Origin of the sequence: Paenibacillus radicis (ex Xue et al. 2023), assembly GCF_024722015.1 — a bacterium.
GTDB lineage: Bacteria > Bacillota > Bacilli > Paenibacillales > NBRC-103111 > Paenibacillus_S.
This window is the reverse complement of sequence record NZ_JANQBD010000031.1, coordinates 69,904-93,987: the sequence shown is the minus strand read 5'-3', so window position 1 is coordinate 93,987 and position 24,084 is coordinate 69,904. Positions and strand designations below refer to the sequence as shown.

General features: G+C 41.5%; 29 protein-coding genes and 6 tRNA genes. 30 read left to right on the top strand and 5 right to left on the bottom strand.

Going from position 1 to position 24,084, the window contains the following annotated elements; all coding sequences use genetic code 11:
- The first annotated feature begins 15 nt into the window (after nucleotides 1–15).
- The 8 genes from NV381_RS31715 to NV381_RS31680 all read left to right on the top strand — a co-directional run bounded on the left by NV381_RS31715 (nucleotide 16) and on the right by NV381_RS31680 (nucleotide 3,563).
- Entirely contained in the window at nucleotides 16–1,146 is a 1,131-nt protein-coding gene (locus NV381_RS31715) for a glycoside hydrolase family 88 protein (protein ID WP_258217332.1), read from the top strand.
- A gap of 84 nt (nucleotides 1,147–1,230) precedes the next feature.
- Nucleotides 1,231–2,625 (top strand): sulfatase-like hydrolase/transferase, encoded by a 1,395-nt coding sequence (locus NV381_RS31710; protein WP_258217323.1) that lies wholly within the window; start codon nucleotides 1,231–1,233, stop codon nucleotides 2,623–2,625.
- A gap of 358 nt (nucleotides 2,626–2,983) precedes the next feature.
- Nucleotides 2,984–3,058, top strand: a tRNA-Gly gene (locus NV381_RS31705).
- 78 nt (nucleotides 3,059–3,136) lie between these two features.
- A tRNA-Gly gene (locus NV381_RS31700) sits at nucleotides 3,137–3,211 on the top strand.
- Nucleotides 3,212–3,220: 9 nt separating this feature from the next.
- Nucleotides 3,221–3,303 (top strand) — tRNA-Leu (locus NV381_RS31695).
- Between the two features lie 8 nt (nucleotides 3,304–3,311).
- A tRNA-Pro gene (locus NV381_RS31690) sits at nucleotides 3,312–3,388 on the top strand.
- 21 nt (nucleotides 3,389–3,409) lie between these two features.
- A tRNA-Gly gene (locus NV381_RS31685) sits at nucleotides 3,410–3,483 on the top strand.
- A gap of 6 nt (nucleotides 3,484–3,489) precedes the next feature.
- Nucleotides 3,490–3,563, top strand: a tRNA-Arg gene (locus tag NV381_RS31680).
- Nucleotides 3,564–3,690: 127 nt separating this feature from the next.
- On the opposite strand, the gene NV381_RS31675 is transcribed toward NV381_RS31680, so the two are convergent.
- From NV381_RS31675 to NV381_RS31660, 4 genes are all read right to left on the bottom strand, one after another.
- A complete protein-coding gene (locus tag NV381_RS31675; protein WP_258217322.1) occupies nucleotides 3,691–4,794 on the bottom strand; it encodes a tyrosine-type recombinase/integrase in 1,104 nt (367 codons plus the stop codon).
- Nucleotide 4,795: 1 nt separating this feature from the next.
- Nucleotides 4,796–4,954 carry an Arm DNA-binding domain-containing protein gene (locus NV381_RS31670; protein ID WP_258217321.1) on the bottom strand — a complete coding sequence of 53 codons (159 nt, stop codon included), beginning with the start codon at nucleotides 4,952–4,954 and terminating at the stop codon, nucleotides 4,796–4,798.
- Between the two features lie 96 nt (nucleotides 4,955–5,050).
- A complete protein-coding gene (locus tag NV381_RS31665) occupies nucleotides 5,051–5,521 on the bottom strand; it encodes an ImmA/IrrE family metallo-endopeptidase (protein WP_258217320.1) in 471 nt (156 codons plus the stop codon).
- A gap of 17 nt (nucleotides 5,522–5,538) precedes the next feature.
- Nucleotides 5,539–5,967, bottom strand: a complete 429-nt coding sequence (locus tag NV381_RS31660) for a helix-turn-helix domain-containing protein (RefSeq protein WP_258217319.1) — start codon at nucleotides 5,965–5,967, stop codon at nucleotides 5,539–5,541.
- Nucleotides 5,968–6,133: 166 nt separating this feature from the next.
- Between NV381_RS31660 and NV381_RS31655 the strand changes: the two genes are divergently transcribed.
- The 9 genes from NV381_RS31655 to NV381_RS31620 all read left to right on the top strand — a co-directional run bounded on the left by NV381_RS31655 (nucleotide 6,134) and on the right by NV381_RS31620 (nucleotide 11,027).
- Nucleotides 6,134–6,373 carry a helix-turn-helix domain-containing protein gene (locus tag NV381_RS31655; protein WP_258217318.1) on the top strand — a complete coding sequence of 80 codons (240 nt, stop codon included), beginning with the start codon at nucleotides 6,134–6,136 and terminating at the stop codon, nucleotides 6,371–6,373.
- 86 nt (nucleotides 6,374–6,459) lie between these two features.
- Nucleotides 6,460–6,777 carry a DUF771 domain-containing protein gene (locus NV381_RS31650; RefSeq protein WP_258217331.1) on the top strand — a complete coding sequence of 106 codons (318 nt, stop codon included), beginning with the start codon at nucleotides 6,460–6,462 and terminating at the stop codon, nucleotides 6,775–6,777.
- A 163-nt stretch (nucleotides 6,778–6,940) separates the two neighbouring features.
- On the top strand, nucleotides 6,941–7,222 hold the full coding sequence (locus NV381_RS31645; protein ID WP_258217317.1) for a hypothetical protein: 282 nt from the start codon (nucleotides 6,941–6,943) through the stop codon (nucleotides 7,220–7,222).
- A complete protein-coding gene (locus NV381_RS31640; RefSeq protein ID WP_258217316.1) occupies nucleotides 7,215–7,577 on the top strand; it encodes a DUF2538 family protein in 363 nt (120 codons plus the stop codon). Before NV381_RS31645 ends, NV381_RS31640 begins: the two co-directional genes overlap by 8 nt.
- A 244-nt stretch (nucleotides 7,578–7,821) precedes the next feature.
- Nucleotides 7,822–7,974: a DUF6906 family protein gene (locus NV381_RS38555; protein ID WP_419182320.1), complete on the top strand. Its 153-nt coding sequence runs from the start codon at nucleotides 7,822–7,824 to the stop codon at nucleotides 7,972–7,974.
- A gap of 29 nt (nucleotides 7,975–8,003) precedes the next feature.
- Complete coding sequence (locus NV381_RS31635; RefSeq protein ID WP_258217315.1) at nucleotides 8,004–9,035, top strand: hypothetical protein; 1,032 nt, start codon at nucleotides 8,004–8,006, stop codon at nucleotides 9,033–9,035.
- On the top strand, nucleotides 9,013–9,378 hold the full coding sequence (locus tag NV381_RS31630) for a hypothetical protein (RefSeq protein WP_258217314.1): 366 nt from the start codon (nucleotides 9,013–9,015) through the stop codon (nucleotides 9,376–9,378). Before NV381_RS31635 ends, NV381_RS31630 begins: the two co-directional genes overlap by 23 nt.
- Nucleotides 9,338–10,741 (top strand): replicative DNA helicase, encoded by a 1,404-nt coding sequence (gene dnaB / locus NV381_RS31625; RefSeq protein ID WP_258217313.1) that lies wholly within the window; start codon nucleotides 9,338–9,340, stop codon nucleotides 10,739–10,741. Before NV381_RS31630 ends, dnaB begins: the two co-directional genes overlap by 41 nt.
- Before the next feature lie 100 nt (nucleotides 10,742–10,841).
- The gene (locus NV381_RS31620; RefSeq protein WP_258217312.1) at nucleotides 10,842–11,027 is read left to right on the top strand and encodes a hypothetical protein; all 186 of its coding nucleotides are present in this window, start codon (nucleotides 10,842–10,844) and stop codon (nucleotides 11,025–11,027) included.
- Nucleotides 11,028–11,099: 72 nt separating this feature from the next.
- Here the strand turns inward: NV381_RS31620 and NV381_RS31615 are convergent, their stop codons facing one another.
- Nucleotides 11,100–11,396, bottom strand: a complete 297-nt coding sequence (locus NV381_RS31615) for a hypothetical protein (protein WP_258217311.1) — start codon at nucleotides 11,394–11,396, stop codon at nucleotides 11,100–11,102.
- A gap of 93 nt (nucleotides 11,397–11,489) precedes the next feature.
- Between NV381_RS31615 and NV381_RS31610 the strand changes: the two genes are divergently transcribed.
- From NV381_RS31610 to NV381_RS31550, 13 genes are all read left to right on the top strand, one after another.
- On the top strand, nucleotides 11,490–11,684 hold the full coding sequence (locus tag NV381_RS31610; RefSeq protein ID WP_258217310.1) for a hypothetical protein: 195 nt from the start codon (nucleotides 11,490–11,492) through the stop codon (nucleotides 11,682–11,684).
- 299 nt (nucleotides 11,685–11,983) lie between these two features.
- Nucleotides 11,984–12,352: a hypothetical protein gene (locus NV381_RS31605; protein ID WP_258217309.1), complete on the top strand. Its 369-nt coding sequence runs from the start codon at nucleotides 11,984–11,986 to the stop codon at nucleotides 12,350–12,352.
- An 84-nt stretch (nucleotides 12,353–12,436) separates the two neighbouring features.
- Complete coding sequence (locus NV381_RS31600; protein WP_258217308.1) at nucleotides 12,437–13,360, top strand: hypothetical protein; 924 nt, start codon at nucleotides 12,437–12,439, stop codon at nucleotides 13,358–13,360.
- A gap of 430 nt (nucleotides 13,361–13,790) precedes the next feature.
- Nucleotides 13,791–14,606 carry a hypothetical protein gene (locus tag NV381_RS31595; RefSeq protein ID WP_258217307.1) on the top strand — a complete coding sequence of 272 codons (816 nt, stop codon included), beginning with the start codon at nucleotides 13,791–13,793 and terminating at the stop codon, nucleotides 14,604–14,606.
- Between the two features lie 241 nt (nucleotides 14,607–14,847).
- Nucleotides 14,848–15,405 (top strand): tyrosine-type recombinase/integrase, encoded by a 558-nt coding sequence (locus tag NV381_RS31590; protein ID WP_258217306.1) that lies wholly within the window; start codon nucleotides 14,848–14,850, stop codon nucleotides 15,403–15,405.
- 274 nt (nucleotides 15,406–15,679) lie between these two features.
- Nucleotides 15,680–16,435 carry a phage terminase small subunit gene (gene terS, locus NV381_RS31585; protein ID WP_258217305.1) on the top strand — a complete coding sequence of 252 codons (756 nt, stop codon included), beginning with the start codon at nucleotides 15,680–15,682 and terminating at the stop codon, nucleotides 16,433–16,435.
- Between the two features lies 1 nt (nucleotide 16,436).
- A complete protein-coding gene (locus NV381_RS31580) occupies nucleotides 16,437–17,120 on the top strand; it encodes an HNH endonuclease (protein WP_258217304.1) in 684 nt (227 codons plus the stop codon).
- 117 nt (nucleotides 17,121–17,237) lie between these two features.
- Complete coding sequence (locus NV381_RS31575; protein WP_258217303.1) at nucleotides 17,238–18,668, top strand: toll/interleukin-1 receptor domain-containing protein; 1,431 nt, start codon at nucleotides 17,238–17,240, stop codon at nucleotides 18,666–18,668.
- 175 nt (nucleotides 18,669–18,843) lie between these two features.
- On the top strand, nucleotides 18,844–19,176 hold the full coding sequence (locus NV381_RS31570) for a hypothetical protein (RefSeq protein ID WP_258217302.1): 333 nt from the start codon (nucleotides 18,844–18,846) through the stop codon (nucleotides 19,174–19,176).
- Nucleotides 19,130–20,857, top strand: a complete 1,728-nt coding sequence (locus NV381_RS31565; protein WP_258217301.1) for a terminase large subunit — start codon at nucleotides 19,130–19,132, stop codon at nucleotides 20,855–20,857. The genes NV381_RS31570 and NV381_RS31565 overlap by 47 nt, the downstream gene beginning before the upstream one ends.
- Before the next feature lie 67 nt (nucleotides 20,858–20,924).
- Nucleotides 20,925–22,118: a phage portal protein gene (locus NV381_RS31560; protein ID WP_258217300.1), complete on the top strand. Its 1,194-nt coding sequence runs from the start codon at nucleotides 20,925–20,927 to the stop codon at nucleotides 22,116–22,118.
- Nucleotides 22,102–22,758 carry an HK97 family phage prohead protease gene (locus NV381_RS31555; protein ID WP_258217299.1) on the top strand — a complete coding sequence of 219 codons (657 nt, stop codon included), beginning with the start codon at nucleotides 22,102–22,104 and terminating at the stop codon, nucleotides 22,756–22,758. The genes NV381_RS31560 and NV381_RS31555 overlap by 17 nt, the downstream gene beginning before the upstream one ends.
- A gap of 13 nt (nucleotides 22,759–22,771) precedes the next feature.
- Nucleotides 22,772–24,055: a phage major capsid protein gene (locus NV381_RS31550; protein WP_258217298.1), complete on the top strand. Its 1,284-nt coding sequence runs from the start codon at nucleotides 22,772–22,774 to the stop codon at nucleotides 24,053–24,055.
- Nucleotides 24,056–24,084: the final 29 nt, after the last annotated feature.

Below are 24,084 nucleotides of genomic sequence, written 5' to 3'. Positions count from 1 at the left end.
AGGTGTCAGACGATGATGTGGAAAACAGCTATTGAAGATGCGATAGATAAAATAAGAAATAACATTGCTAAGTTCGGAGATGCTTATCCTCATGTGGGGCAGCAAGGAAGATACAGTGGGCTTTTAAATGCGAATCAGGAATGGACCTCAGGATTTTGGCCGGGGATGCTCTGGCTCGCTTACGAGTATACGAAGGATCCGTTATTCCGCGATGCTGCAGTTAAAAAGGTGGAGAGCTTTAGCAACAGACTCCGAACAAATGATTCTATTGATCATCACGATATTGGTTTTTTATATTCGCTTTCGTCCAAAGCTCAATGGATCATCGAAAAGGATGAGGCGGCCAAGGAGCTTACATTGAAGGCGGCGGATAAGCTGATGACCCGTTGGAGGGTCAAGGGACAGTTTATCCAAGCATGGGGACCTCTAGGCGATAAGGAGCAGGGAGGCAGAATCATCATAGATTGTTTGATGAACCTTCCTCTCCTTTTTTGGGCTTCACAAACGACAGGTGATGATAGTTATGCGAAAGCAGCTGTGATTCATGCGGAGAAGAGTAGGCGATATTTGGTTAGGGGAGATGATTCGAGTTATCATACCTTTCATTTTGACCAAGAAAGCGGGGAACCTCTCGGAGGCTCAACCGCGCAAGGTTATCGCAATGGATCAACGTGGACAAGAGGGCAGGCGTGGGGAGTATATGGGTTTGCACTGTCTTACAGATATACGCGTGACCCATTGTATTTGGAAACGTCTAAAAGGATGGCAAAGTACTTCCTGCGGCATCTGCCAGAGGATCAGGTTGCACTCTGGGATATCGATGTGCCGAGTGATCCCGTGCCCTATCGTGACAGTTCTGCTTCGGCCATCATCTGTGCCGGCTTATTGGAGCTTATAGAGCTGCTGCCTTCCGATGATATAGATCGCGATGAATTGCAGCAAGGATTGGAACGGTCCATAACATCGCTTATGACGAAGTATGCGACTATAGGAAATAGGGATTCCGAAGGATTACTCCAGCATGGTTCCTATAGCGTAAGAGGCGGAAATGCACCGGATGACTTCATGATTTGGGGAGATTATTACTATTTGGAGGCGCTTCTTAGACTGGAACGGGGAATGAAAGGGTATTGGTATGAATCCTGACAAGGTAATGATAGCCCAGTGGGTAGAAGGATGGCTTTATCAACATCGCCATAGGCGCAGTGAAATGCCATTGAGGACCGTCTAATGAAAGGAATGACACAGAAACGGCCCAATATTGTTTTTATTCTATCCGACGATCAGGGAGCTTGGGCGATGGGATGTGCCGGTAATTCAGAGATTCAAACTCCGAATTTGGATCGGATTGCTTCGGAGGGAATGAGGTTTTCAAGCTTCTTTTGCACCTCTCCGGTTTGCTCACCGGCACGAGCTTCTTTGTTGACAGGACGAATACCTTCCCAGCATGGAGTTCATGATTGGATTTGCGAAGATCCGGCAGGAGCTGAATCTCCGGAGTATTTACAGGGACAAATTGGTTACACCGATATTCTGAAGGCTAATGGTTATCATTGCGGGATAAGTGGCAAATGGCATCTTGGCAATAGCTTTCAGGCTCAGAAAGGGTTCTCGTATTGGTATGTTCATCAAAGCGGCGGAGGGCCCTACTATAACGCTCCAATGATTAGCAATGGACAACTGCATCATGAGGAAGGGTATGTTACGGATGCAATCACGGATGGTGCGCTTCGTTTTCTTGATAAGGTGGACGACTCCCAGCCGTTTTATCTGAGTGTTCACTACACAGCGCCCCACAGTCCATGGGTGAATAATCACCCGAAGGATATAGTCGATTCATATGAGGATTGCCCTTTTACAAGCTGTCCCCAAGAACAGCCGCATCCGTGGGCGATTAAAACAACACCGTGGGGGGATGATACAAAGCAAAACCTGCAAGGCTATTTTGCCGCAGTGACGGCTATGGATCAAAATATCGGACGGATCCTCGACAAGCTGGATAATATGGAAGTGCGTGAAAAGACTTTGATATGCTTTATGAGCGATAACGGGTTTAGCTGCGGTCATCATGGGTTCTGGGGGAAGGGGAACGGCACGTTCCCGCAAAATATGTACGATAGCTCGGTGAAAGTACCGGCTTTATTCAGTCAGCCCGGACGCATACCACAGGGGATCGTCTGTGATGAGTTGATTAGTGGTTACGACTTCATGCCGACATTGTTAGAGTATGTTGGTTTGGAAAAGCCGGAGCATGCCGATATATTACCAGGCAGAAGCTTTGTGCCGCTGCTCTTGGGTGAACAGAGTGCCAATGAAAATCCAATTGTTGTTTTTGATGAGTATGGTCCTGTCAGAATGATTCGCACTAAAGAGTGGAAGTACGTGCATCGATATCTGGACGGCCCGCATGAACTGTATGATTTACTTCACGATCCGGAGGAAATTAATAATCTAATTGATTGTAAGACGCAAGCAGAGAAAATTAGCGAAATGAAAGCCTGTCTTGAAAGCTGGTTTGTACGCTATGTTGATCCTGTGTTGGACGGGACGAAAGAGCCGGTGAGCGGAAATGGGCAACTGAATTTGATCGGCCCAGCTGGGAAGGGGGAGAAAGCTTTTCAATAGCTTGAAGAGAAGGCAGATAGGGTAAATTGAAAGAGTGGTTTGAGCGAAACAATTAAAAGGGTAGAAAAATAATTTCATTTGATCTGCTCTTTTAATTTATTATTGACTAATGGAGGCTTGTTTTATTCCACATCATAATTAAAAGGCTGAGCGTTCTCGACCCGCCATGGAGCTGAATAACGACCTGTGGATACAAGCTTGGAAAATTTCTTTGAAAAACATTTGCATTTCGTTAAGAATCCTGATATATTACTACTTGTCGCTAATTTAGCAGAACGGAAATTACTAGCTCCATATTAGTCATTGGATCTAGCGATTGACCGTGAGGGTGGAAATCCCTCTACGCGAGTTCTTGTTTGCGGAAGTGGCTCAGCGGTAGAGCATCGCCTTGCCAAGGCGAGGGTCGCGGGTTCGATTCCCGTCTTCCGCTCCAATTATTAAATTTATATGTTGCTTTGTTGATGGAATTGTGTTAAAGTATTACATGTGTCTTTGAGAGACTTATTGTTATGCGGAAGTGGCTCAGCGGTAGAGCATCGCCTTGCCAAGGCGAGGGTCGCGGGTTCGATTCCCGTCTTCCGCTCCAATAGCATAAGCCGGTATGGCGGAATTGGCAGACGCGCGCGACTCAAAATCGTGAGGGAAACCGTGGGGGTTCAAGTCCCTCTATCGGCACCATATTACTTCGGGATGTAGCTCAGCTTGGTAGAGCACCTGGTTTGGGACCAGGGGGTCGCATGTTCAAATCGTGTCATCCCGACCATTTTTAAGTTTTAATATGCAAGCGGGTGTAGTTCAATGGTAGAACTCCAGCCTTCCAAGCTGGTAGCAGGGGTTCGATTCCCCTTACCCGCTCCATTTTATGTTTCAGTAGCTCAGCTGGATAGAGCAACGCCCTTCTAAGGCGTCGGTCGGGGGTTCGAATCCCTCCTGGGACGTATTCAAGATATCATACGATGAATTATAAACCGCTGAAAGCCTTGATATATAAGGGTTTTGGCGGTTTTTTCGTTGTTTGAGAATAGTATAGAATAGCATATAAAATAAATATTTTTTACACATATTTTACACCGCCATCTCCCCGAAAATCGCTACCGTACTGTTCTCATCTTGCTCCCTGAGCTCTTTAACAATGTGAGCGTAATGGCTCATGGTTGTTTCGATATCGCCGTGTCCTAGGCGCTCCGATACATAGTAAATGGATACCTTCTTATACAACAAAATGCTCGCATGTGTATGCCGTAAGCCGTGTATGGAGATCGGGCTGATATTAAGTTTTTTCAGCAGGTTTTCCAGCGTCTTATTCGCGCCGCCGTTGCTGAGTACTTTGTATTTTGATGCGGAGCTGTAAAAGACGAGCTTATGAATATTATCGAGGGCGGTATTAAACCAAGCCTTGAATACGTTCATGGTCTTAGTGTCCATTTTTATTTTCCGGACAGATTTATCATTTTTTGTCGGACCATGTCCTTCATGCATTTTATTGGTGTAACCCCACGTTTTATTTACACTGATTTCATTATTTTCAAAATTGAAATCTGCGCGGGTCAGACCGACCATCTCGCCGAAGCGCATGCCTGATGTAAGGCCTAGCAGGATGAGGTAATGCGATAGCTCTGTCGGCTGGTCCAGAGCTCGTATCATACGCTTGCTCTCAAAGTAGTTCAAGTGTTTTTCTTCCGGTCTCTTAGGGGGCACGGAGCCCGATAATATGGCGCTGCGGGTAAAGTCCATATGAATGACGCCTTCGTCAATAGCGTCTCTTACGCAAGCCCTAATGTGAGTGTTGAGCTTGCGGGTCGTGTCCTTGGCGTGACTGTTTGCATACTTATTCAAGAATTCTTGATAAGATCGTTTGGTAATGCTTTGAATGGCTACGCCAGCAAAATGCTCATCAATTGTTTGTTGTGTGGTCAAATATCGTGCAAGCGTATTTTTGCCAACTCCCTTTTTATAAACCGATACCCAATTTGCAAAGTATTTGTCGAACGGTTCCGGTTTAAGATGCGGAACGATACCTTTGTTCAGATTACTCTCAACATCGGCCGCGGCTGCCTTTGCTTCTGTCTTGGTGGTAAATCCGCCTTTTCTGATAGGTTCAGGCTTTCCATTGATAATACGACTTATTGTATACTGCCAGGTCTTGCCTCGTTTCTGATATGATGCCATTTCAACTCTCCTTATCTATTTTATTTTCCGCTTCGACTGCAGCATTAGCTGCTTTCAATTTTGTTGAGAACCCCCCTTTCCTGCTACTGACATGCTTGCCATTGACCATGCGGCTGACCGTAAAGTACCAGGTGTTACCTTCTTTTTGAATTGACGCCATTGCCATTCTCCTTTCGAACATTTGTTTGGTTAGAAGTCTATGGTAAACAGCCTTGCGGCTGGGAAGCGCAAAGTTAGAAGCTTGAATATATTAGAATTATAAATTTAAATAAGAATGCTCATCGGACAAGGAGTTGTGTTTTAAGGCGGATCTACTTTTTAGGTCCGCAATTTCTTCAGGCACTCCGCAGATAGAAGCGGCCTCATAGATGCTTATTCCTTCAAGGAGCAAATTATCTGGGATCAAAAGCTCAACTGCAAATTGGTTAGCTTCTCGCTCTATGCGATCGATGGATTGTAAGGTATTCGATTTTAAAAAAGGGACATTCACTTTCGGATGAAGGACGCGATGCCCGAGTTCGTGGGCAATGACAAAGCGTTGAAGCGTTTCATCTAAGTTTCGGTTAACGTGGATCATCATAATGCGCCTGCTGGTGTTAAAATAACCCCATACGTTTTTGAATTCTTCATAAAAGACTATAATCTGCATTAGGGAAGCGATTCTTTGAGGTTCATTAGTTCCGTGGAGACTGACTAGCTGCTTCACCATGTTTTTGATCATGGCCATCCACATCTCTCCATTTGTTATTTTTGATATTTCTTGGGTGTAAATTTCTTTTTTGCCATTTGCCTTGCAATAATCAGTGAGTTTTCTAGTGATCGGCGAAGCAACTCCCGATCTTCTTCATCCATCACTTCACCGTGAAATGCAAGTGCGCTTTCGCTTTCCAAATCAGACATGATCTGTTCTAGATCCTTGGCTATGTCGCGTTCTTCTTTTGGGGTGAGAGTAGAGGTGTTTTTAACTTCATCTTCCCATCCCATAAGATAAGCAGGAGAACATTTAAAAAGCTCAGCCAAACTTACGATAGTTTCATGCTTAATGTTTTTTATGTCTCCACTTTCATATCGTTGTGCGGTTGCTTCTTTAACCCCGAGAAAGTCTGCAACATCTAATAGAGTTAAATTCATTGCTAACCGGCGACTCTTGATTCGATCATTTACTTTAGCCATTGCCCTGCCTCCGCTTCTAATTTCTGAAACTATAATAACATTGACTTACGCAATGTGCAATAAATAATGTGCATTATTCAAAAAAACTTACGCAGAAGGTATTGACTGGCAGGCGGAGGGGGTGTTAATATTTACTTACGCAATACGTAAGAAAGGAGGGACTAGCATGATGCGTATCCATAAAACTGACACGATAGCGTTAAAAAAAACGATGGTTGAAAACGAAATAGACACAATCATTCAACTATCAGGCAAGACAGGTATTAACCGTAATACACTGTCACAGATCCTCAACGGAGATGTTCAACCGTCCGCAGATGCAATGGATAAATTAGTATCGGCACTAATGATATCGCCAGAGAAAGCAGGACGCATTTTTTTTGGGAAACACTTACGTAAAACGTAAGTATTCCGGGCAGCATGAATCTACTAACTGACCTAAAGTTGAGTGGATAAGATCTTAGAAAACTGAGGTGATCGAAAATGACTAACATGCAACAACTGACCGTAAAACTATCCATTCCGATCCCGGCTGACTCAGTGCTGATCGGCCGGGTTGAGCTTGAGGATTTGAAAAGGCAGGAATTATCCGGAGTTTACTGGTCTATGCAAGATCTGGAACGCCGAGTGAGTAAAGGTCAGGTTTGGATTAAAGAGAACATCCTGTATCAGCCAAGGTTTAAAAAAGTTCTGGATGTCGCACACGGCGGATTCGTTTTTTACCCAAAGGCTAAAGGGCAAAATTGGTCTTTCCAAGCTTCCAAGATGGCTGAATTTTTAGATAAACGATTCACAGATATTTTCTCATAGGATGTGTGGATGCTGGAGAAAGTTGACGTTCCGCACAATAAAGGAAGAAACGCGCTGCTGCTAGGCTGGACAAGCTTCCGGACGGCGGCGAAATTTTATTGGATATTGCATTCTCAGAGACTCATGAAATACCAATACGACTATTCTGAAAGGGGGATGTGGTATGGCGTATGATTATAAATCTGCGCGAGAAAGAAGGAAGGAGTTGGTCACTATCTATCGGATTCTAAAGCGTCATCTGATTGATGATGGTACGTGGTCATGGTGGTTATTTGGTCAGATTGAAGAAATCGACAATGAAATAGCGGGAGCGCATTGTTTAGACAAACAAAAGATGACCACTGCTCGTAACAGCGGTCATCCAATCCTACACATGGAAAATATTATTACCCCGATTATACCCGCTTGGGAACCAGTAAACAAGGGGGAGTCAATAAATGCCTAATATCTTTTACACAAATGAAAAACACCTAACTAACTTTCGTTGGTTGCTTGCGAAATTCGGCTCCATAGATAGCAGTGAGTACACAGCAGCCTGCTATATTTTAGCCTGCCCTGAAATTTACTCAAAAGTGGATTGGAACAAATGCGAGTACCCTTTCGATTTTATTTCTTTAAGGGGGAACAAGAGAGTTGAACTTTCTTCCGGTTACTTGCTGCTTGTTCGTATGGCCCAAAATTTGTATAACTCCAGCAATAATAGATTCAATCTCATGAAAGGTTTGGCTGTATGGGATGCTAATTTGATAGCCATGTTTCATACAGCCATGGATCTTCGAATGAGACGAGTGCTGTTGTGAATCCACTTGGAGCAAATTCCGAAATTCCCAATCGCTTAGGAATTTTAAACGGAAAGCCATTGTTGAAATCAACAATAAGTGCTGAAGTGTGGGAACTATCCGGATCAGATCTGGAAGAGTTTGATAGACGTGTAAAGGCTTATTTTGCCTTGGGATATCCCGAATGGGCCGTGGTCAAGATCGATTATGTTACAAGGACAATCTATTTGCGTGATGATCGTATAGGAAGGGGAAGGTACAAAAAATGAAAAATGGGAAACGTCCGACACGCAAGCAGAAAATAACCATGCAAGGTGCAAAATTGAACACCGATAATTGGCTTGTTACCAAATCCACATCTAGACAAATACATGTGGTACATCGTGTTTCAGGAAAGCAGCGAATCATTTCAACTTAAGGGAGAACCTTTAGGAGAGGGAGGCGTGAATGTCCGATCAACCAAGAGAACCTACACTTCACGGCCTCTTGAACCAGTTTGAGAACATTGGTGGTCCTGAAGTGTACGGTCCTGAAGGCATTGCTCTTTTGATAGCCTTGTGGAGAAAGTCTGCAAAACTTGGCTGGAAAGAAAGTTATACGATGACAAATACTGAGATCACAGTTCAAACCGGAATTAAGAGTCGGGAAACCATAAATTCGTATCGGAACAAGCTTGTAAGGGATGGCTTAATTCAGTACAAGCCACCACCTCGGGGACAGTCGAGGGGTGACTACAAGATGAATTTTCACTTTAACGACATCCAACCTGTCCAAGAAATGGACCAGCTCACCAAAGCTGTCGGTGAACCTGTCCAAGAAATGGACCACTTCGCAAAAGCTGCTGGTGAACCTGTCCAAAATATGGACTACTTAGACGGTGTAGACACTAAACCTGTCCATAAAATGGACCACTTGGCCGACACTGTATTAAAAGATTTTAAGATCTTGATAGATAGATTAATAGACGAGTTTGAAGATGATGAGCGTCTGAAATTCAGTGCCGGGGTTCTTACAACCGTTGGGGCTTCCATGCCTGTAAAAGAAATAGCACTTTATGATGAGGATGCAATTGGAAAGCGCGCTGTTCGGATTGAAAATCATTTTAACAACAGAAAGGGTAGGTTGCACGGGAGTCCAAATGATTGGGAACATGTCCATTCGTTGGCGAAAGAGCCAATACCGGAAGAATTCATTTACTTCGCCATAGATCTCGCATTTGCAAGACACCGTAAAACAAAAAAGGACCCACGTGCAGAGATTAATTTATTCTCTTACTGTCGAAAGGTAATTGATTCTGTATGGTTTCAACTACAGATTGATTTGAAAGCCATGTCCCAAACTACCCCCGTTCCATCGGGAACAGTCTCCCTGGGGCAGAATCGCGTAACATATCGAAAAAGTAAGCATGAACTTGAAATGGAAGAGCTACGACAAGCAAAAGAGGAGGCGAAGCGCCTTGAAGGTATCGGAAGTGATTGAACTGTTCGAGCAAATCAAGGTTCGCTATGATAATTTCTCCAGCAGCAAGGAGAAACGGCAAGCTTGGTATGAGGATGGATTAAAGGATGTTCCTTTTGATACGGCTTTAGCAAATCTTCAGGCCCACCATGCAACCGTAGAAAAATGGGCCCCGACTCTCGCGGAGTTATCGAGACCCCTTGTAGAGGACCAGCGGCATACAGAACTTAGAGCGACTACCGAGGAATATTTTCGGGAACTGAATGAATGGCCCATAACTGCTGTAACACCACCGGATCACATCAAGGAAAGGATGAGACAGCTTGCAGCCAGAAGAACTCTTAAATCTATCATGGAATCATGAAGCCGAACAGGCAGTTCTCGGAGCAGTTTTTTTGCAGCAAGAGGTTTTTGACAACATCGAGAGCATATTGCAGGGTGAAGAGTTTAGCAAAAAAAATGCAAGAATATATCGAGCTATGAAGATCCTACGGAATGCGGGAAATCCGATTGATTTCGTCACAGTTACAGCAAAGCTTCGAGAAGGTGGGGAATTGGATAAAGCGGGTGGGATCGGATATATATCTAACCTCTCCAACAGTTCTCCAACAGTGGCGAACGTAGAATACTGGGCTGGATTGGTTTTAGGTGAATTCCTGAAGCGTAGTGCAATTTTAGAAACCCAGGAGATATTTGAACAAGCCAAGCAGCATTCCAATACCACAGAAATGATTGAAAGCCTTCAAGCTGTTCAAAACAAACTGGCTGACCGATCAGCTAAGGGTACTGATTTTAAGATGATCATGGATGTGTGTTTGGACTTCTATGAACATCTGGAGATAGTTGTAGAAGCGAAGCGTCCTGATGGTGTAACAGGGATTGCTTCTGGATTTCAGGATTTAGATAAGCTAACCACTGGATTCCAAAATTCAGATTTGCTTATTGTAGCAGCTCGACCCTCTGTAGGTAAGACTGCATTTGCATTGAATGTATCGCAACACGCTGCCATTCGTTCAAAGTTGAATGTGGCTATATTCAGTCTTGAAATGGGAGCACGTTCACTTGTTCAGCGAATGATTTGTGCAGAAGCGAATGTGGACGCAAATAGAATGCGAACCGGAATGCTTGAAGGGGATGATTGGGAAAGGATTGCTATGGCAATTAGCCTAATATCAGAGTCTAATATTTTCATCGATGATACGCCTTCCTTAAACGTTTCAGAAATTCGGGCGAAATGCCGCAGATTAAAAAAAGATCACGGCGTAGACATGATTCTCATTGATTATATTCAACTGATATCTGGAGGCAACATTCGCCGTGAGAACCGACAGCAAGAAGTATCTGAAATTTCCCGTATCCTTAAGCAAATAGCCCGAGAATTGAATGTGCCCGTCATTGCTTTATCCCAGCTCAGCCGAGGCGTGGAGCAACGGCAAGACAAACGTCCGATGATGTCAGATTTACGGGAGTCGGGAGCTATCGAACAAGATGCCGATCTTGTGGCCTTCTTGTATCGGGATGATTATTACGATAAGGAATCCGAGAAAAAGAACATCATTGAAATTATCATTGCCAAACAGCGGAATGGCCCGATTGGAACCGTGGAGCTGGCATTCCTAAAAAATTATAACAAATTCGTTAGTCTGGATCGAAGCCATCACTCACATTTGCCACCTAAACTGAAAAATAATAGTCCTAAAAGATATTCAAAAGAAGTGCAAGACTAATAACCTATGGAAGATTACAAAGAAGAGAACCACCAAGTCAAGTCACTATAGATGACCTAATTGGAGACAAGCAATCTAAGTTTAGGCGGTGTACAGGGGAATGAAAACATATGAGGTTATTATTCCGTCTCACTTTTTCGGTATTGAGCTTTCCCGGTTATACCAAGCAAAATCTGCCGGGGAAGCAAAGTATAAATACTGGCTCTCTCACGCCGATGCTTACGGTATGACGTTCGGTAAGTTTGTGAAAATGGTTAAGTGCCACAGGGCTTATGTATCAGAATGAATATTGAAGTACTTGCCACAAAAAAGGAATAATGCCCTACTTGGGCGTCATCCATCATTTGCTTCTGTACAATCACGTTTCTTTTAAAGTGAGATCAACCTTATGACGGCAATGGGGACATACAGTTGTTACCTTAAATTCCTTCTTGCTGTTTAGATCAATGAGTGAAATTAATTGGATCAGTGCAGCGGGAAGAGAAACTATTCCAAAAACAATACTTAATGTATTTACAGCTCGGCTATTTTCTATAGCGTTTTTATCTGTAATCGTAGCCCATGAAATATATCCAATCCAGGCAATAAAAAATGTTACTCCAAGAATATAAAATAATAGCCAAGAAATTTTTAGCCATTTCCACGTTTTTTTCAAGAATATCACCTCAATTCAATAAACCTAAGGAATTATAACATAAATAGAATTATATGGAACTAAAATTTAAGTTAAATTGGGAGGATGGCGAGGATGAACAAACACGACCAGATCCATAAGGAAGGTCTTATTCAGACTCTATGTAAAGCCAAAGAACAGGCTGGAGCAGTGAAGGTGTACTTAATCGAAAATAATCGGGACTCAGAGGATATCTTCGCCGCCAGCCTCGCACTTGAACATGTTGAAATTGCACTTGAACATTTAGGTGCTCAGGTACCAGAAAAATGAGTCTTCTTCAATATAGTTCTTATGGCCTTATTTATTACGATATACATGGTTCAGGTAATTTTGTTGTTAGATATAAGGGACAAAAGATAATCGTTTTGCCTAGAGCATTTATACGGATAGCTAGGCCAGATATCAGGAATGAGTCAGGTAGGATGAAATTAAAGACGGTTACCATAAAGGAATTTGGATTTATCATTTAATTAAAGAAATTCCCCAGCGGCAACTTGGCGAGAGGTGCTGGGGAATGTGTGTTCTCATCTGAATTATACCATAAGAAACGGGTGAGGGGAATGTTTGCTATGATGGATATGGATTTTTTGTTTCCAGAAGCATCGACAGAAGATGTAAAACGAGCAAAAACTTATCTGAATCAATATATGAAGAAAAAGAAAACGGTACAACTCTTTGAAAAAACACCTCCCGAAACAGAGGGAAATAAAGAATTGCAAGTAGCTGCAATTAAATTTACAAACCTTATAGAACGTGCTGTGGATCAAATCATACAGAATGATGTTAAGTTGGTCATCGAATATCGTTTTATAAAAGGCAACTCTCGGGCTGCAACAATTCTTAAATTCAGCGGATGGAACTGCTGTGATAAGACAATAGATAGGAAGATCGATGAAGGAGCCGAATCAGTGGCTAACACATTATTATATTTAGAGTAATAATGTGAATAAAAGAATGAAGGTATTAATAGATTAATACTAGAAAATATTAAAATACAAACAATTCAGAAATGAGGTTATTAAATGGAACCAAATAAGGGCTTTCTATTTATAGGAGATACAATTAGACTTGAAGATGACATACAAGAGTTTCAAATAATCGAAGGATATGTATTAAAGAAAGCATCTGAAACACAGGTTGAAGGAATTAAAAGTTTCTTCTCAAATAACGCTGATAGTGACTTTTTCAGAATGAATTATGAAACTATTCCTGAACAATATGAAGATCATACATATTACCGTCAAGTTGAAAAATTCAATGACTGGAACTATTGGATAGTTGAATATGACGAGGAACAGTCGAATTTTAACCTCTCTCTCTCTTTACTTTTGTCAAAGATTAACTTATTCCCATTATTTGAGAAACATAAAGATTCTGGTAAATCATACCAAAATTATGCATATCAAATTTTTGTTGCAGAGCGAAAAGGTGGATACAAACTCAAGCAAATCACTGAATCTGATATACAAGAAATTCGTGAAATATATCATCTATTAGAGGGGTTTGGTAAAGAAAAACATTTGTTCAAATACATCAATAAAGCAATAAACGATTACTGGTTATTAAGACTAATACCTAAATCAACACTCTTTTATACTGTAGGTATGTTTGCAATATTGGAGGCGTTGTTGGTCCACCATAGCCAAACTATATCAATTTTACATCAATTAAAAACAAAGCTTAATTTATTGAATAATCGTCTTGAACCATCAAGAAAAATAAAATTTCAAGAATTTTTTGGGGAGGTTAAATATGAAACGATTATCTCTAAGTTATATTCATATCGAAGCGATATAGCTCACGGGGATTTTTCTGATTTTAAAGGTGAATTAAATATTCTTGTGGATCACAAATTAGTAATTGAATTTATTCATCATATTTTAAAAAGTGTTATAGTTCAATCATTAAGAGAACCACAACTTATTATGGATCTAAAAAATTGTTAAATATTTCGAAGGGACCATTACTATTTTAAATGGATGCTCTCCTTTTGATTTAGAGAAAAATGTCCAATTCATGTCCAAGGTGTGTCCACAAAATGTCTAATCCTACAAGGTACAGTAGAATCATAAGGGCCGAGCGGCTCGGGTGATACCTACTGTACCTTTATCATATGTAGGACTCGGCTGTGCTGTGGGAGATATCTCCTTAGACGTGGATCGTCAATGGTGCGGAGAAGAGGTGGGGTTGGAAACCTCGAAAGTTTTATTTTCATACTTTGTACCGTGGCATAATGGGAATCGAGTTGCTGCAGAACGTATGAAATAAAATAAAAATTCCTTTTCACTGCTATTATTTTCGATGATATTGCATTTGTGTTACGACAATAATATAGTTAAAGCAGTTAGAAATTTTTGTCATAACGGAGGATGCAGGTTGGATAGTGTATTAGAAAAAAAGGAAAAAATCACTAGGAAAGACTTAGTTTATTGGTTTATCATCCTAGATCTAATATTAGCGGTGTCGGGATTGCTGACATGGAAATTTAAAGATTCGCAGGATGTAATTAATCAAATATCTCTGGTATCCAGCATATCATCAATATTACTGGCATTAGTTGCAATAATCTATGCTTTTTTTCAAACTCTTGCATCAACTAAACAAGGCGATAATCAGCAAAGAACTCTTGAAAAAATTGAGGAAAAAATAGTAGAGTTAGGACTGATAAAAGATGAATTAGCTTTTATTAAAAATGAGTTCGTATCTTTCAGAGAAAGCTCAAAATCTGACAAAATAGAAATAATCGCTACTCTAGATAGTTATTTAAAAGCAAACAATATTTCCCTTCTGGATAGTCTTAAGGAAAAACATATAGATATTCCAATTGATATACAGAATTCAGTTCTAGAGAAATCTAATAAGTATCTTGAAAAATATATTGACCAAGTTAAACACAGTCTTTCAATAAATGATAATAAGGATATAAAAAGAAAAAATGAACATGAAAATCTGATGAGAGTCTTCCATTATATTAACAATAACTATAATGTTGGTGATTTCATTTATCGACAAGACCTTGAAAAATTTATTGCAAATTGGCATACCCTGAGTGGTGCAAAGACGCTTGCTTCAAAGGCATTAAGTGAATTGTCACATCCTCAGAGCATCCTTGAACCTGCGGGTATTCAAGAAGATGGAGAAATATATTATAAAGTAAAGAAAGAATTTCCGGGTGGTCCGACTGGACCTTGAAAGTGAAATCATATTCTGTTGTGAAGTTTTGAGCACCCTAACGTGGTGCTTTTTGTTTTGCAAGATGGAACGTGCAGAGGGCATCCAATGATGGTGTCCTTTTTTGTGCTGGATCATTCATCCATAACATTGGAAGGTGAGGGGGCGGGTTAAATTAAAGAGAAAGGTTGTATCTGGGGAACTTGGGAAGGGAATAAGCAGGTTTGTCCTAAGCAGACGTGCATCAAGGCGGTGAAGCCGAATGAAGTTTGTCCAGCCAATCCGTGATCAGCGCAAAATAGAAGCCATTAAACAATATCTAAAAGAACGAAACGAGCGCGATTACGTCTTGTTCATGGTTGGAATTAATACCGGCTTTCGTATAGCAGATATTCTTTCCTTAACTGTCGGGGGTGTAAAAGGAACACACATAGAGGTTGTAGAGGGAAAGACAGGCAAGGTGAATACAATTAAAATTCGAAAAAAGTTAAGACTTGCTCTTGACCATTATATCGATGGCAAGCCTGACCATGAATATCTATTCACAGGAAGAAGCAAAAAGCTATCAGGCGCTGTGGGTGAGCCTATTTGCACGAGCACTGCTTATAAACTTTTAAGTGAAGTAGCTCGTAAATTTGGCCTCAAATCGATAGGAGCACACAGCATGAGAAAATCTTTTGGTTTCCATTACTACGAAAAAACTAAGGATATAGCGTTACTAATGGATATCTTTAATCACAGCAAGGAATCAATTACTTTGCTCTATATTGGTAAAGATCAGGATAAAAAAGACGAGTCCTTAGATGAGTTTGAATTGTGAGTTCCCTTCAAAATTGGCTATATGGAACTGGGAAAACCACTTGAAAATTCCTTCTATAATAAGCATAAAAAAACAACCTGATTTTGAGTTACCTTCCGTATGTACTGAAAGGAACTCAAAGACCATTATTTACGAGAGACTGGGGTCAAAAATAGATTTGGCTTCGCACTTCCATTGGTCACACTTGGAAAATACTAGTAGAAACCGTTCTTTCAAACTCAATTGAGCTCATGCATAGACTATGTATACTAAAATTTGGGGGTGAGGTGATGTAATGTCGCGGGAACGTAGCCCAAATCGCGAGAAGGCTTTTAAGCTTTGGTGTGAAGGTGGACGGTCGAGAAAATTGGCGTCAATAGCCAGGGAATTGAATGTATCTCCAGAGCTAATTCGAAAATGGAAACATGCAGACAATTGGGATGAACGACCCGATCCAGGACCGAAACGGTGCGGAGCTCCATCGGGAAACAAAAATGCTGTCGGGAACAAGGGTGGCGGCGCTCCTAAGAGAAATGAGAATGCATTTAAGCATGGGGAGTATGCAACGATATGGGAGGATGTATTAGATCCTGAAGAACAAGTAAAGTTGATGTTCGTGGAAACCGATCCTCTGAAGCAAGTTGACAATCATATCCGCTTTTTTGAGTTAAGGGAACGGAGAATGCTTCAACTTCGGGCCGAAATTATGAATGGGTGGGATAGTACCAGCATATCAAGCAAAAGTGAATCTTTTCAGAGGATCATAGAAGGAATTGGTGATGTTCCGGAGTTTAGTGAAACTGGCGAATTGATAACTGAAAGACGGATTGAACGCTTTATGCAAGAAACTGAGCGAACAAAAAAGACCAATCAGAAGCTTGAGCGTATCCTAGCTATTGAACAGGCATTGACTAGCGTCCAGGACAAAAAAATGAAGGCTATCGAACTCAAATGTAAGATTGAGGCGCGCCAATTAACTGAAGAAGAATTGCGGGTACGTATTGAGAAATTGAAGCGCGAAAATAAAATTATGGCCGCACAGGAATGGTGATATGGCAAAATACGCAATCCTTCAATCCTTTTATGCCAGCCAAGAATGGCAAACATTCCGAATGGTTGTTATCAACCAACGCGGGCTAAGATGTGAACACTGTCAAAATCGGGTTACGAGGTCAAGCGAGCTTACACTACATCATATCATTGAACTTACTCCAGAGAATGTCCATGACGTAAACATATCTCTGAACCCAGACAATATCATGGTTGTCCATCATGAGTGCCACAATCAAATTCATGGACGTTTCGGTTACCAGCAAAGCGGCGGTGTCTATATTGTTTATGGTCCTCCTTTAGCTGGCATGGAGGAATATGTACGGCATCATATGTCACGCGGTGACTTGGTTGTAGATATGGATAGACTCTATACTGCTGTGTCTATGCTTCCACACTATGACAAGCCGGATAACTTATTCAGCAACGTCATCGGTCTGCACAACCAATTGATTGATAACATCAAGGTAAGGTTAGGCAAGTGGGGCAGCGCTTGGATTATTGGAGGTTATGCTGACCGACACAAGCGTAATCGGCTTGCCGATGAGCTAGGAGCTGAGATTGTCTTTTTTAACTTAAGCAAGGAAGAATGTCTAAGAAGGTTGGATGCTGATGAGGAATTGAAGTTCCGTAAGGATGAATGGAGAAAGTATATAGAAAAGTGGTTCGAAACATACAGGGAATGAAGTATTAAATGCCCAGAATATAAAAAATGATAGGACTATGTGCAGGATTGTTGAATGGCAATGTCGAAAATATATTCTGTTAATTCGCTTGAGTACTGTAAAGGAGGTCCTTACCTTATGGTATTACCTGGGTCAATTCCGCCAAAAGTGTTCATATCCTATGCGTGGTCATCTATTGAACAGGATGATTGGGTTGTCCGGCTGGCAACTCGTCTTATGGAAAATGGTGTAGAAATAGTGTTCGATAAGTGGGATTTGAAGCCGGGACAAGATAAGTTTGTTTTCATGGAGCAGATGGTTACATCATCTGAGATTGATAAAGTTTTAGTAATCTGTGACCATGCTTACAAAGCTAAAGCTGATGGCCGAAAGGGTGGAGTAGGAACTGAAACCCAAATTTTATCACAGGAAGTTTATGAGAAGGTAGGACAAGAACGAGTCATCCCTATCATAGCTGAATTAGACGAGCAAGGTAACTCATTAGTTCCGGCCTACATGAAAAATCGCATTTTCATCGATTTGTCTTCTGAGGATAAGTATGAATCTGGTTATGAACAGCTGCTAAGGCACTTGTACAATCAGCCATTATATCGTAGGCCAGAACGAGGTGTAGCGCCTTCTTACTTATTTGATGATGCTCCATCTCATCTTAAAACGACTAATATAAATTCACAAATAAAAGATGCCATTCTTAGAAATCCTGCTCGTGTTAAGAACCTATTCCAAGAATTTATTCAAGCATTCATAGAAACTCTATCGAAATTTCAGTACGAGCGCATTGATGGAAAAGAATTAGACGATATAATTGTAGACAACATTCATAACATGATTCCACTTCGAGATGATTTTATTCGATTTGTGGAGCTTCATTGTGAATATCAGGAATCGGCTGATATAGCTATCTTTGTTGATTTTTTTGAGAGGATGATTACGTTTACAAGGGCCTCTGAGGGGTTGGGTTCACATGATATTAGGCAATTTGACCACTTTAAGTTCCTGTTGCGGGAACTATTCTTGTTCACCGTTTTAGTATTTATAGAAAAATCGCGAGTTAGAAGCCTCTTGTTATTACTAGAATCTACATATTTCTTTAATAAAAGCGGATCGTTAGTGCCTGTATCTTACGATTCACTTCACATGAACTGCACTTCTTTGGATGAAACTCGAAATCGTCGGTTAGGTCTTCGTAAACTCTGTCTTTCGGCCGATATTCTAATTAATGAACATACAACCAAGAATTACAGCAAGAATCAAATGATTCAAGCAGACTTGCTTCTCTATTATTTTAGTGTACTTAGAAATAGGAATACTAGAAACTGGTACCCAATTACTTATATTTATGGGGAGTACATTCAACTACCTCTATTGCAAAGACTCCAGTCCCGTGATTTTGCTACAAAAGTAATGGAATTATTTGAAGCAAGTAGTGTGGAAGAGTTAAAGCACAAATTTTCTAATTTTCAAAACAAGCTCTCTGGTTTCAATTATGATTCTATTCCGTCATTACAGGATCATTTAGAGCCTAGTAAGATTGGTATAGTTCCATAATTATAATTAAAAATACAAGGAATTTAGACTGCGAATAATCGCAGTCTTTTTTTGTGGCCCCCCGGTAAAATATTATTTTCAAACCAGCTGGGTACCGTAGGGGGGAGGCATTTTTCACACAGACCGAAAATTTTGAAAATCCTTCGAGGTGATATTTATTCCAGCGAAATCCGAAGTGTACCGAAAAGAACACAAGAAATTGCAGGAGATTTTTAAAGAAGTCGAGCCCAATAAAGCGCAATTGGCTGAAGAACTAATCAACATTGCTGCCTTCCTTAAAGCTGAAAACTTCGTTTTAATGCAGTCCATCGAAACTACGGGTATGGTGCGGATTAACCCAAAGAACCATAACCAGCAGGAAAAGCTGCCAAGCGGCGATCAGCTGCTTAAGAATATCAATTCTTATTCTGTTGTCATAAAAACGCTTAACGGAATCCTGAGTAAAAACCTCTTAGATGAGGATGATGAATTTGACAAGTTCATGCGCGAAAGACGTGCCGGAAAATAGTTACCTAGTACAATACCGCAATGCAATAAAGAATGGTGAAATCATTGCGGGGCAAGAGCTGATTCAACAACTTGAAAACCTGATTGAGGACTTGGATAATCCTGCTTTTGTTTATGATACAACCGATGCCAATGATCGTATTGAATTCATTGAACAGTTTTGTAAACATACGAAATCTCCATTTTACGGTCAACCCTTTATCTTGGAGCTTTGGGAAAAGGCATTCATTGAGGCGTTTTATTCGTTTAAATGGTCAGATGAAGGTTATGAGGCTTATTACGGTGAAAAGCCACCGAAGGAGCTATTGCGCCGGTTCAAAAAGGCAATTTTACTCATTGCCCGAAAGAACGGGAAATCTACTCTCTGCGCTGCGCTCGGGTTAACTGAAATGATGTGTGGTACAGGTGGTAATGATATCGTCTGCTCTTCAAACGATGATGCCCAGGCTAATATCATCTTCGAGGAAATCAATAACATGCGTGAACAATTTGATCCAAAGGATCGGCGCACACATAAAAACATGAAAGGCATTTTTAATCTTAAAAATAAGAGCAAGATATTCAAGATTTCGGATCGGACACGAAATAAGGAAGGTCGCAACATCGATGGGGCAATCCTTGATGAGTCCAATGAAATGACGGATAACGTTATTGCAAAATCTATCGATCAATCACAATCCACGAAAGATGAGCCATGGTTTATCAACATCACAACTGAGGGGTTTGTGAACGATGGATACTTGGATAAAGAATTGAAATATGGCCGTGCTGTCCTCGCGAAGGAAATTGAGGATCATACGCTCCTGGTATGGCTGTATACGCAGGATTCCGAAGCGGAGGTTTGGCAGAATCCAAGATCACATCAAAAATCGAATCCGAGCTTGGGCACGATCAAGAAAGTTAAATATATCAAAGACCAAATCCGCAAGGCCCAGCACGATAAGGCCGAACGGATTTTTATGTTGGCAAAGGATTTTAATATCAAGCAGAACAATGCAGCTGCATGGCTACTCGCTGAAGAAATTGTGAACGAGGCTAAATTCGATATCGCAGATTTTCGCGGTTCGTTTGCAATTGGAGGCGTGGATCTTTCCAAATCAGGCGACCTTGCTTGTGCCCGTTTGTTGTTCATTCGATCTGGTAAGAAATACACCTTATCGCAGTATTTCATTCCCGAATCCAAACTGGCCATGCTTTCGAAAGAGGATTTACCGAAATTCAAAGAATGGATTCGACTTGATCGGATAACGGTATGTGATGGAAATGAAAATGATTTCAGTAAAGTCACAGCTTGGTTTGTCAAAATGGTAAAGGAATTTGGAATTAAAATCTATAAGGTAGGTTATGACAAGTGGTCCGCAGTTTACTGGGTGAAGGAAATGGAGGATCTTGGTTTTGACATGCAGCGCGTTGTCCAAGACTGGGCACCAATAAGTGAACCAATGAAACTTGTCGAAGCAGATCTTCGCGGCAAGTTGATTAACTACAACGATGATTCGTTAGATCGGTGGTGCTTGGAAAATACAGCCCTTGCCATAAATAATAAAATGGAAATAATGCCGGTTAAAGTTCAGGGCAAAGAGGATAAAAAAATCGATGGAGCTGTGACATTAATTATTTGCACTCGCGTTTATATCGACAGTCGTACCGAATACTTAGAGTTGACGCAGAGAGCGGGGTGAACAAGTGCTATTAATAGATAGCTTTAAAAATTTGCTCTCTAAGGGCAAGGAGTATGTTAGGGCTAAAATGCTGAATGGATATACGCCCATATTCAGCCAATTCGGGGACAATATCTATGCTTCAGATGTCGTGCAAAACTGCATAGATGTCATTGCTACGGAGATCAGCAAGCTACAGCCGAGGCACATAAGGGTGGACAGTAGCGGAATGCAGACTTCCCCAAAGGGGAGTTTGAACAGGCTTTTTGAATTCGCACCGAATGAACTCATGACGACACGGGAATTTCTTGAAAAAGTGGTATGGCTGTTATTTTTAAATTACAACGTTTTTATTTATCCCACCTATGAGTTTGTGAAGCAGAACAATGGGAGTGAAACAAGAAACTATACTGGATTTTACCCACTAAATCCATATCAAGTAGATTTCGTTCAGGATTCATCAAACAAGCTTTTTGTGAAAATGTATTTTCGTTCGGGTGAAAGTTTCACTCTCCCTTATTCGGATGTCATTCATATCCGCAAGAAGTTTTCTGTAAATGAAGTAATGGGCGGTGGAATGAACGGCCAGCCAGATAATGTAGCGCTACTGAAAGTATTGCAGATAAACGATTCTGTTCTTCAAGGTCTTGAGAAGGGGATCAAAACAAGCCTTTCCATTAGAGGTATCTTGAAAATTTCAACATTGCTGGATGATGGAGCGCAACGACTGGAGCGTGAGCGATTTGAAAAGCTGATGAAGTCCGGTGAATCTGGCATATTGCCAATGGATTTGAAGGGCGAGTACACGCCGCTTAATCTTGATCCTAAGTTTGTAGACAAAGACACACTTGCATTCCTGAAAAGCAGTGTTCAGGAGTGGTACGGCGTTTCACTTGCTATCCTTTCCCGCGATTATACAGATGAGCAGTATCAAGCTTTCTATGAAAGTACACTGGAGCCACTGGTCATAGGGTTGGGGCAAGTCTTTTCAAAAACCTTGTTTACGCCGAGGGAACTAGACGTAGGGAACAAGATCGTCTTTTATCACAAAGATATGATGTATTTGTCAACGAGCGCCAAGCTTAATTTGCTCAAGACAGCAGGGGAGCAAGGCTTATTAACGGACAATCAAAAGCTGGCGCTGCTTGGGTATCCACCAATTGAAGGCGGGGACAAAAGAACCATGTCTTTGAATTATATCGATGTCAATTTGGCGAATGCATATCAGATGGGGCGAACTAATACGACGAATGGAGGGAAAGGCGATGAGCCAGCAAAGTAAACTGCCAGTTAAGGACGAGGCAGTCAAACGAAGCTTTGGGATCGTTGATCTTAGAGCTGTGGATGATGGTAATTACATCGAAGGTCATCCTGCTGTGTACGATCAGAAGACAAACATCGGTAATTGGTTCTATGAAGTTATTGAACGTGGTGCATTCGATGGCTGTAATTTCGATGATGTGTTATTTAGCGTTAATCACGATTTAAGGAAAATACCGTTAGCTCGCAGCCGTCGAAATAACGGCAATTCTACAATGTTACTCCGTACTGATGATATCGGCCTTTATGTAAAGGCCAGCCTGGATATAGATAATAACACGGAAGCCAAGTCGTTATATAGCGCAGTGAAGCGGGAGGACATCGATGGGATGTCTTTTATTTTTTATGTGGAGAAGGAAACATGGGATGATCTTTCTGCTGACATGCCGACCCGCCGCATTCAAAGTGTTAAGAAGGTTATAGAAGTCAGCGCAGTCAACTTTCCGGCTTATTCGGGAACTGACATAAATGCTCGTGATCAATCGGCGTTGGATAGCGCTGCAAGGGCATTGGAGAATGCCCGGTCTCAGTTGGATAACTCGAACAACGAGCTGGAAGTATTGAAGCTTAAAAATCAAATCCTGATAAATATGAAAGGGTAAGGTGAACAAATCGATGAAAAAAACAATACAAGCAAGACTAGCAAAAAAAGAAGCTCGTAAGGCAGAACTTGGAACGAGGTCGGCAGCTGCTACAGATGTTGCTGAACTGAGAAGCATAAATACAGAGCTAGAGGAGCTAAATTCTGAAATTGTCGAGCTTCGCAGCCTAATTGAGAATGCTCCAGAAGTTGAAGGCGAGCAACGCAGCCAGATTCCTGGCGCCGGACAGCATGAACAGCGTGGGACATCTCCTATAGGAGTAACACAAATTATGGGCAGCTATGGACTTGGCGGCACTCAGCAACAGCAACAACGGTCTCAAGATCCAGTTGATCCATACGGAACGCTTGAATATCGTAATGCATTCATGGCTTATGCCAAAACTGGAGAAATGAAGCCGGAGCTTCGCGCAAATGCCATGACAACAACGTCTGATGTGTCTGCGGTCATCCCCACCACTATATTAAACGAAATTATCAAAAAAATTACAGTATACGGTCAGGTATTCAGCCGTGTACGTAAGCTCAATATTAAAGGTGGGGTCGATGTCCCGATTCTTTCTTTGAAGCCTACTGCGACATGGATCGGGGAGGCTCCAGCATCTGACAAGCAAAAGTCACAGGCGAACACAAAGATATCCTTCCTCTACTACGGCCTCGAATGCAAAGTATCCATTTCATTATTGGCTGATACAGTTACGCTGGATGGATTCGAAGCAGTCATCACCGATTTGATTGTAGAGGCTATGGTTAAAGCGATTGACCTAGCAGTGATAAAGGGGAGCGGGACGGGTCAACCAAAAGGAATAACCGTTGACACTCGAGTCCCGGCTGCACAAATCGTCACGATGACCCCTTTGCAATTTGCATCTTGGGAACAATGGGCCAAACTGGTCCTTGCAAAAATGCCGCTGGCATACAAAGCAGGCGCAACCTTCTTGATGGCTTCGGGGACCTTCGAAGGTTATATCAATGGCATGGTTGATGATCAAGGGCAACCTATCGGGCGAGTCAATTATGGAATAACCGAAGGTCCACAGGAGCGCTTTGGTGGCAAGGAGGTCATTCAAGTGGAAGATGATGTCATTGGTCCATTTGCAGATGCTGCAACAGGTGATGTTGTGGCAGTGTATTGCAACCTGAAAAACTATGGCTTCAATTCCAACATGCAGATGACCATGTTCCGTTATTTCGATCATGATACAAATGAATGGGTAGATAAGGCCATCCTGATTGCGGATGGCAAGCTTATTGATCCGAACGGAATAGTCATTATCAAGAAAGGCGCAGCGTCTTAATTAGGGCGCTGTATTTATTTAGAGAGGTG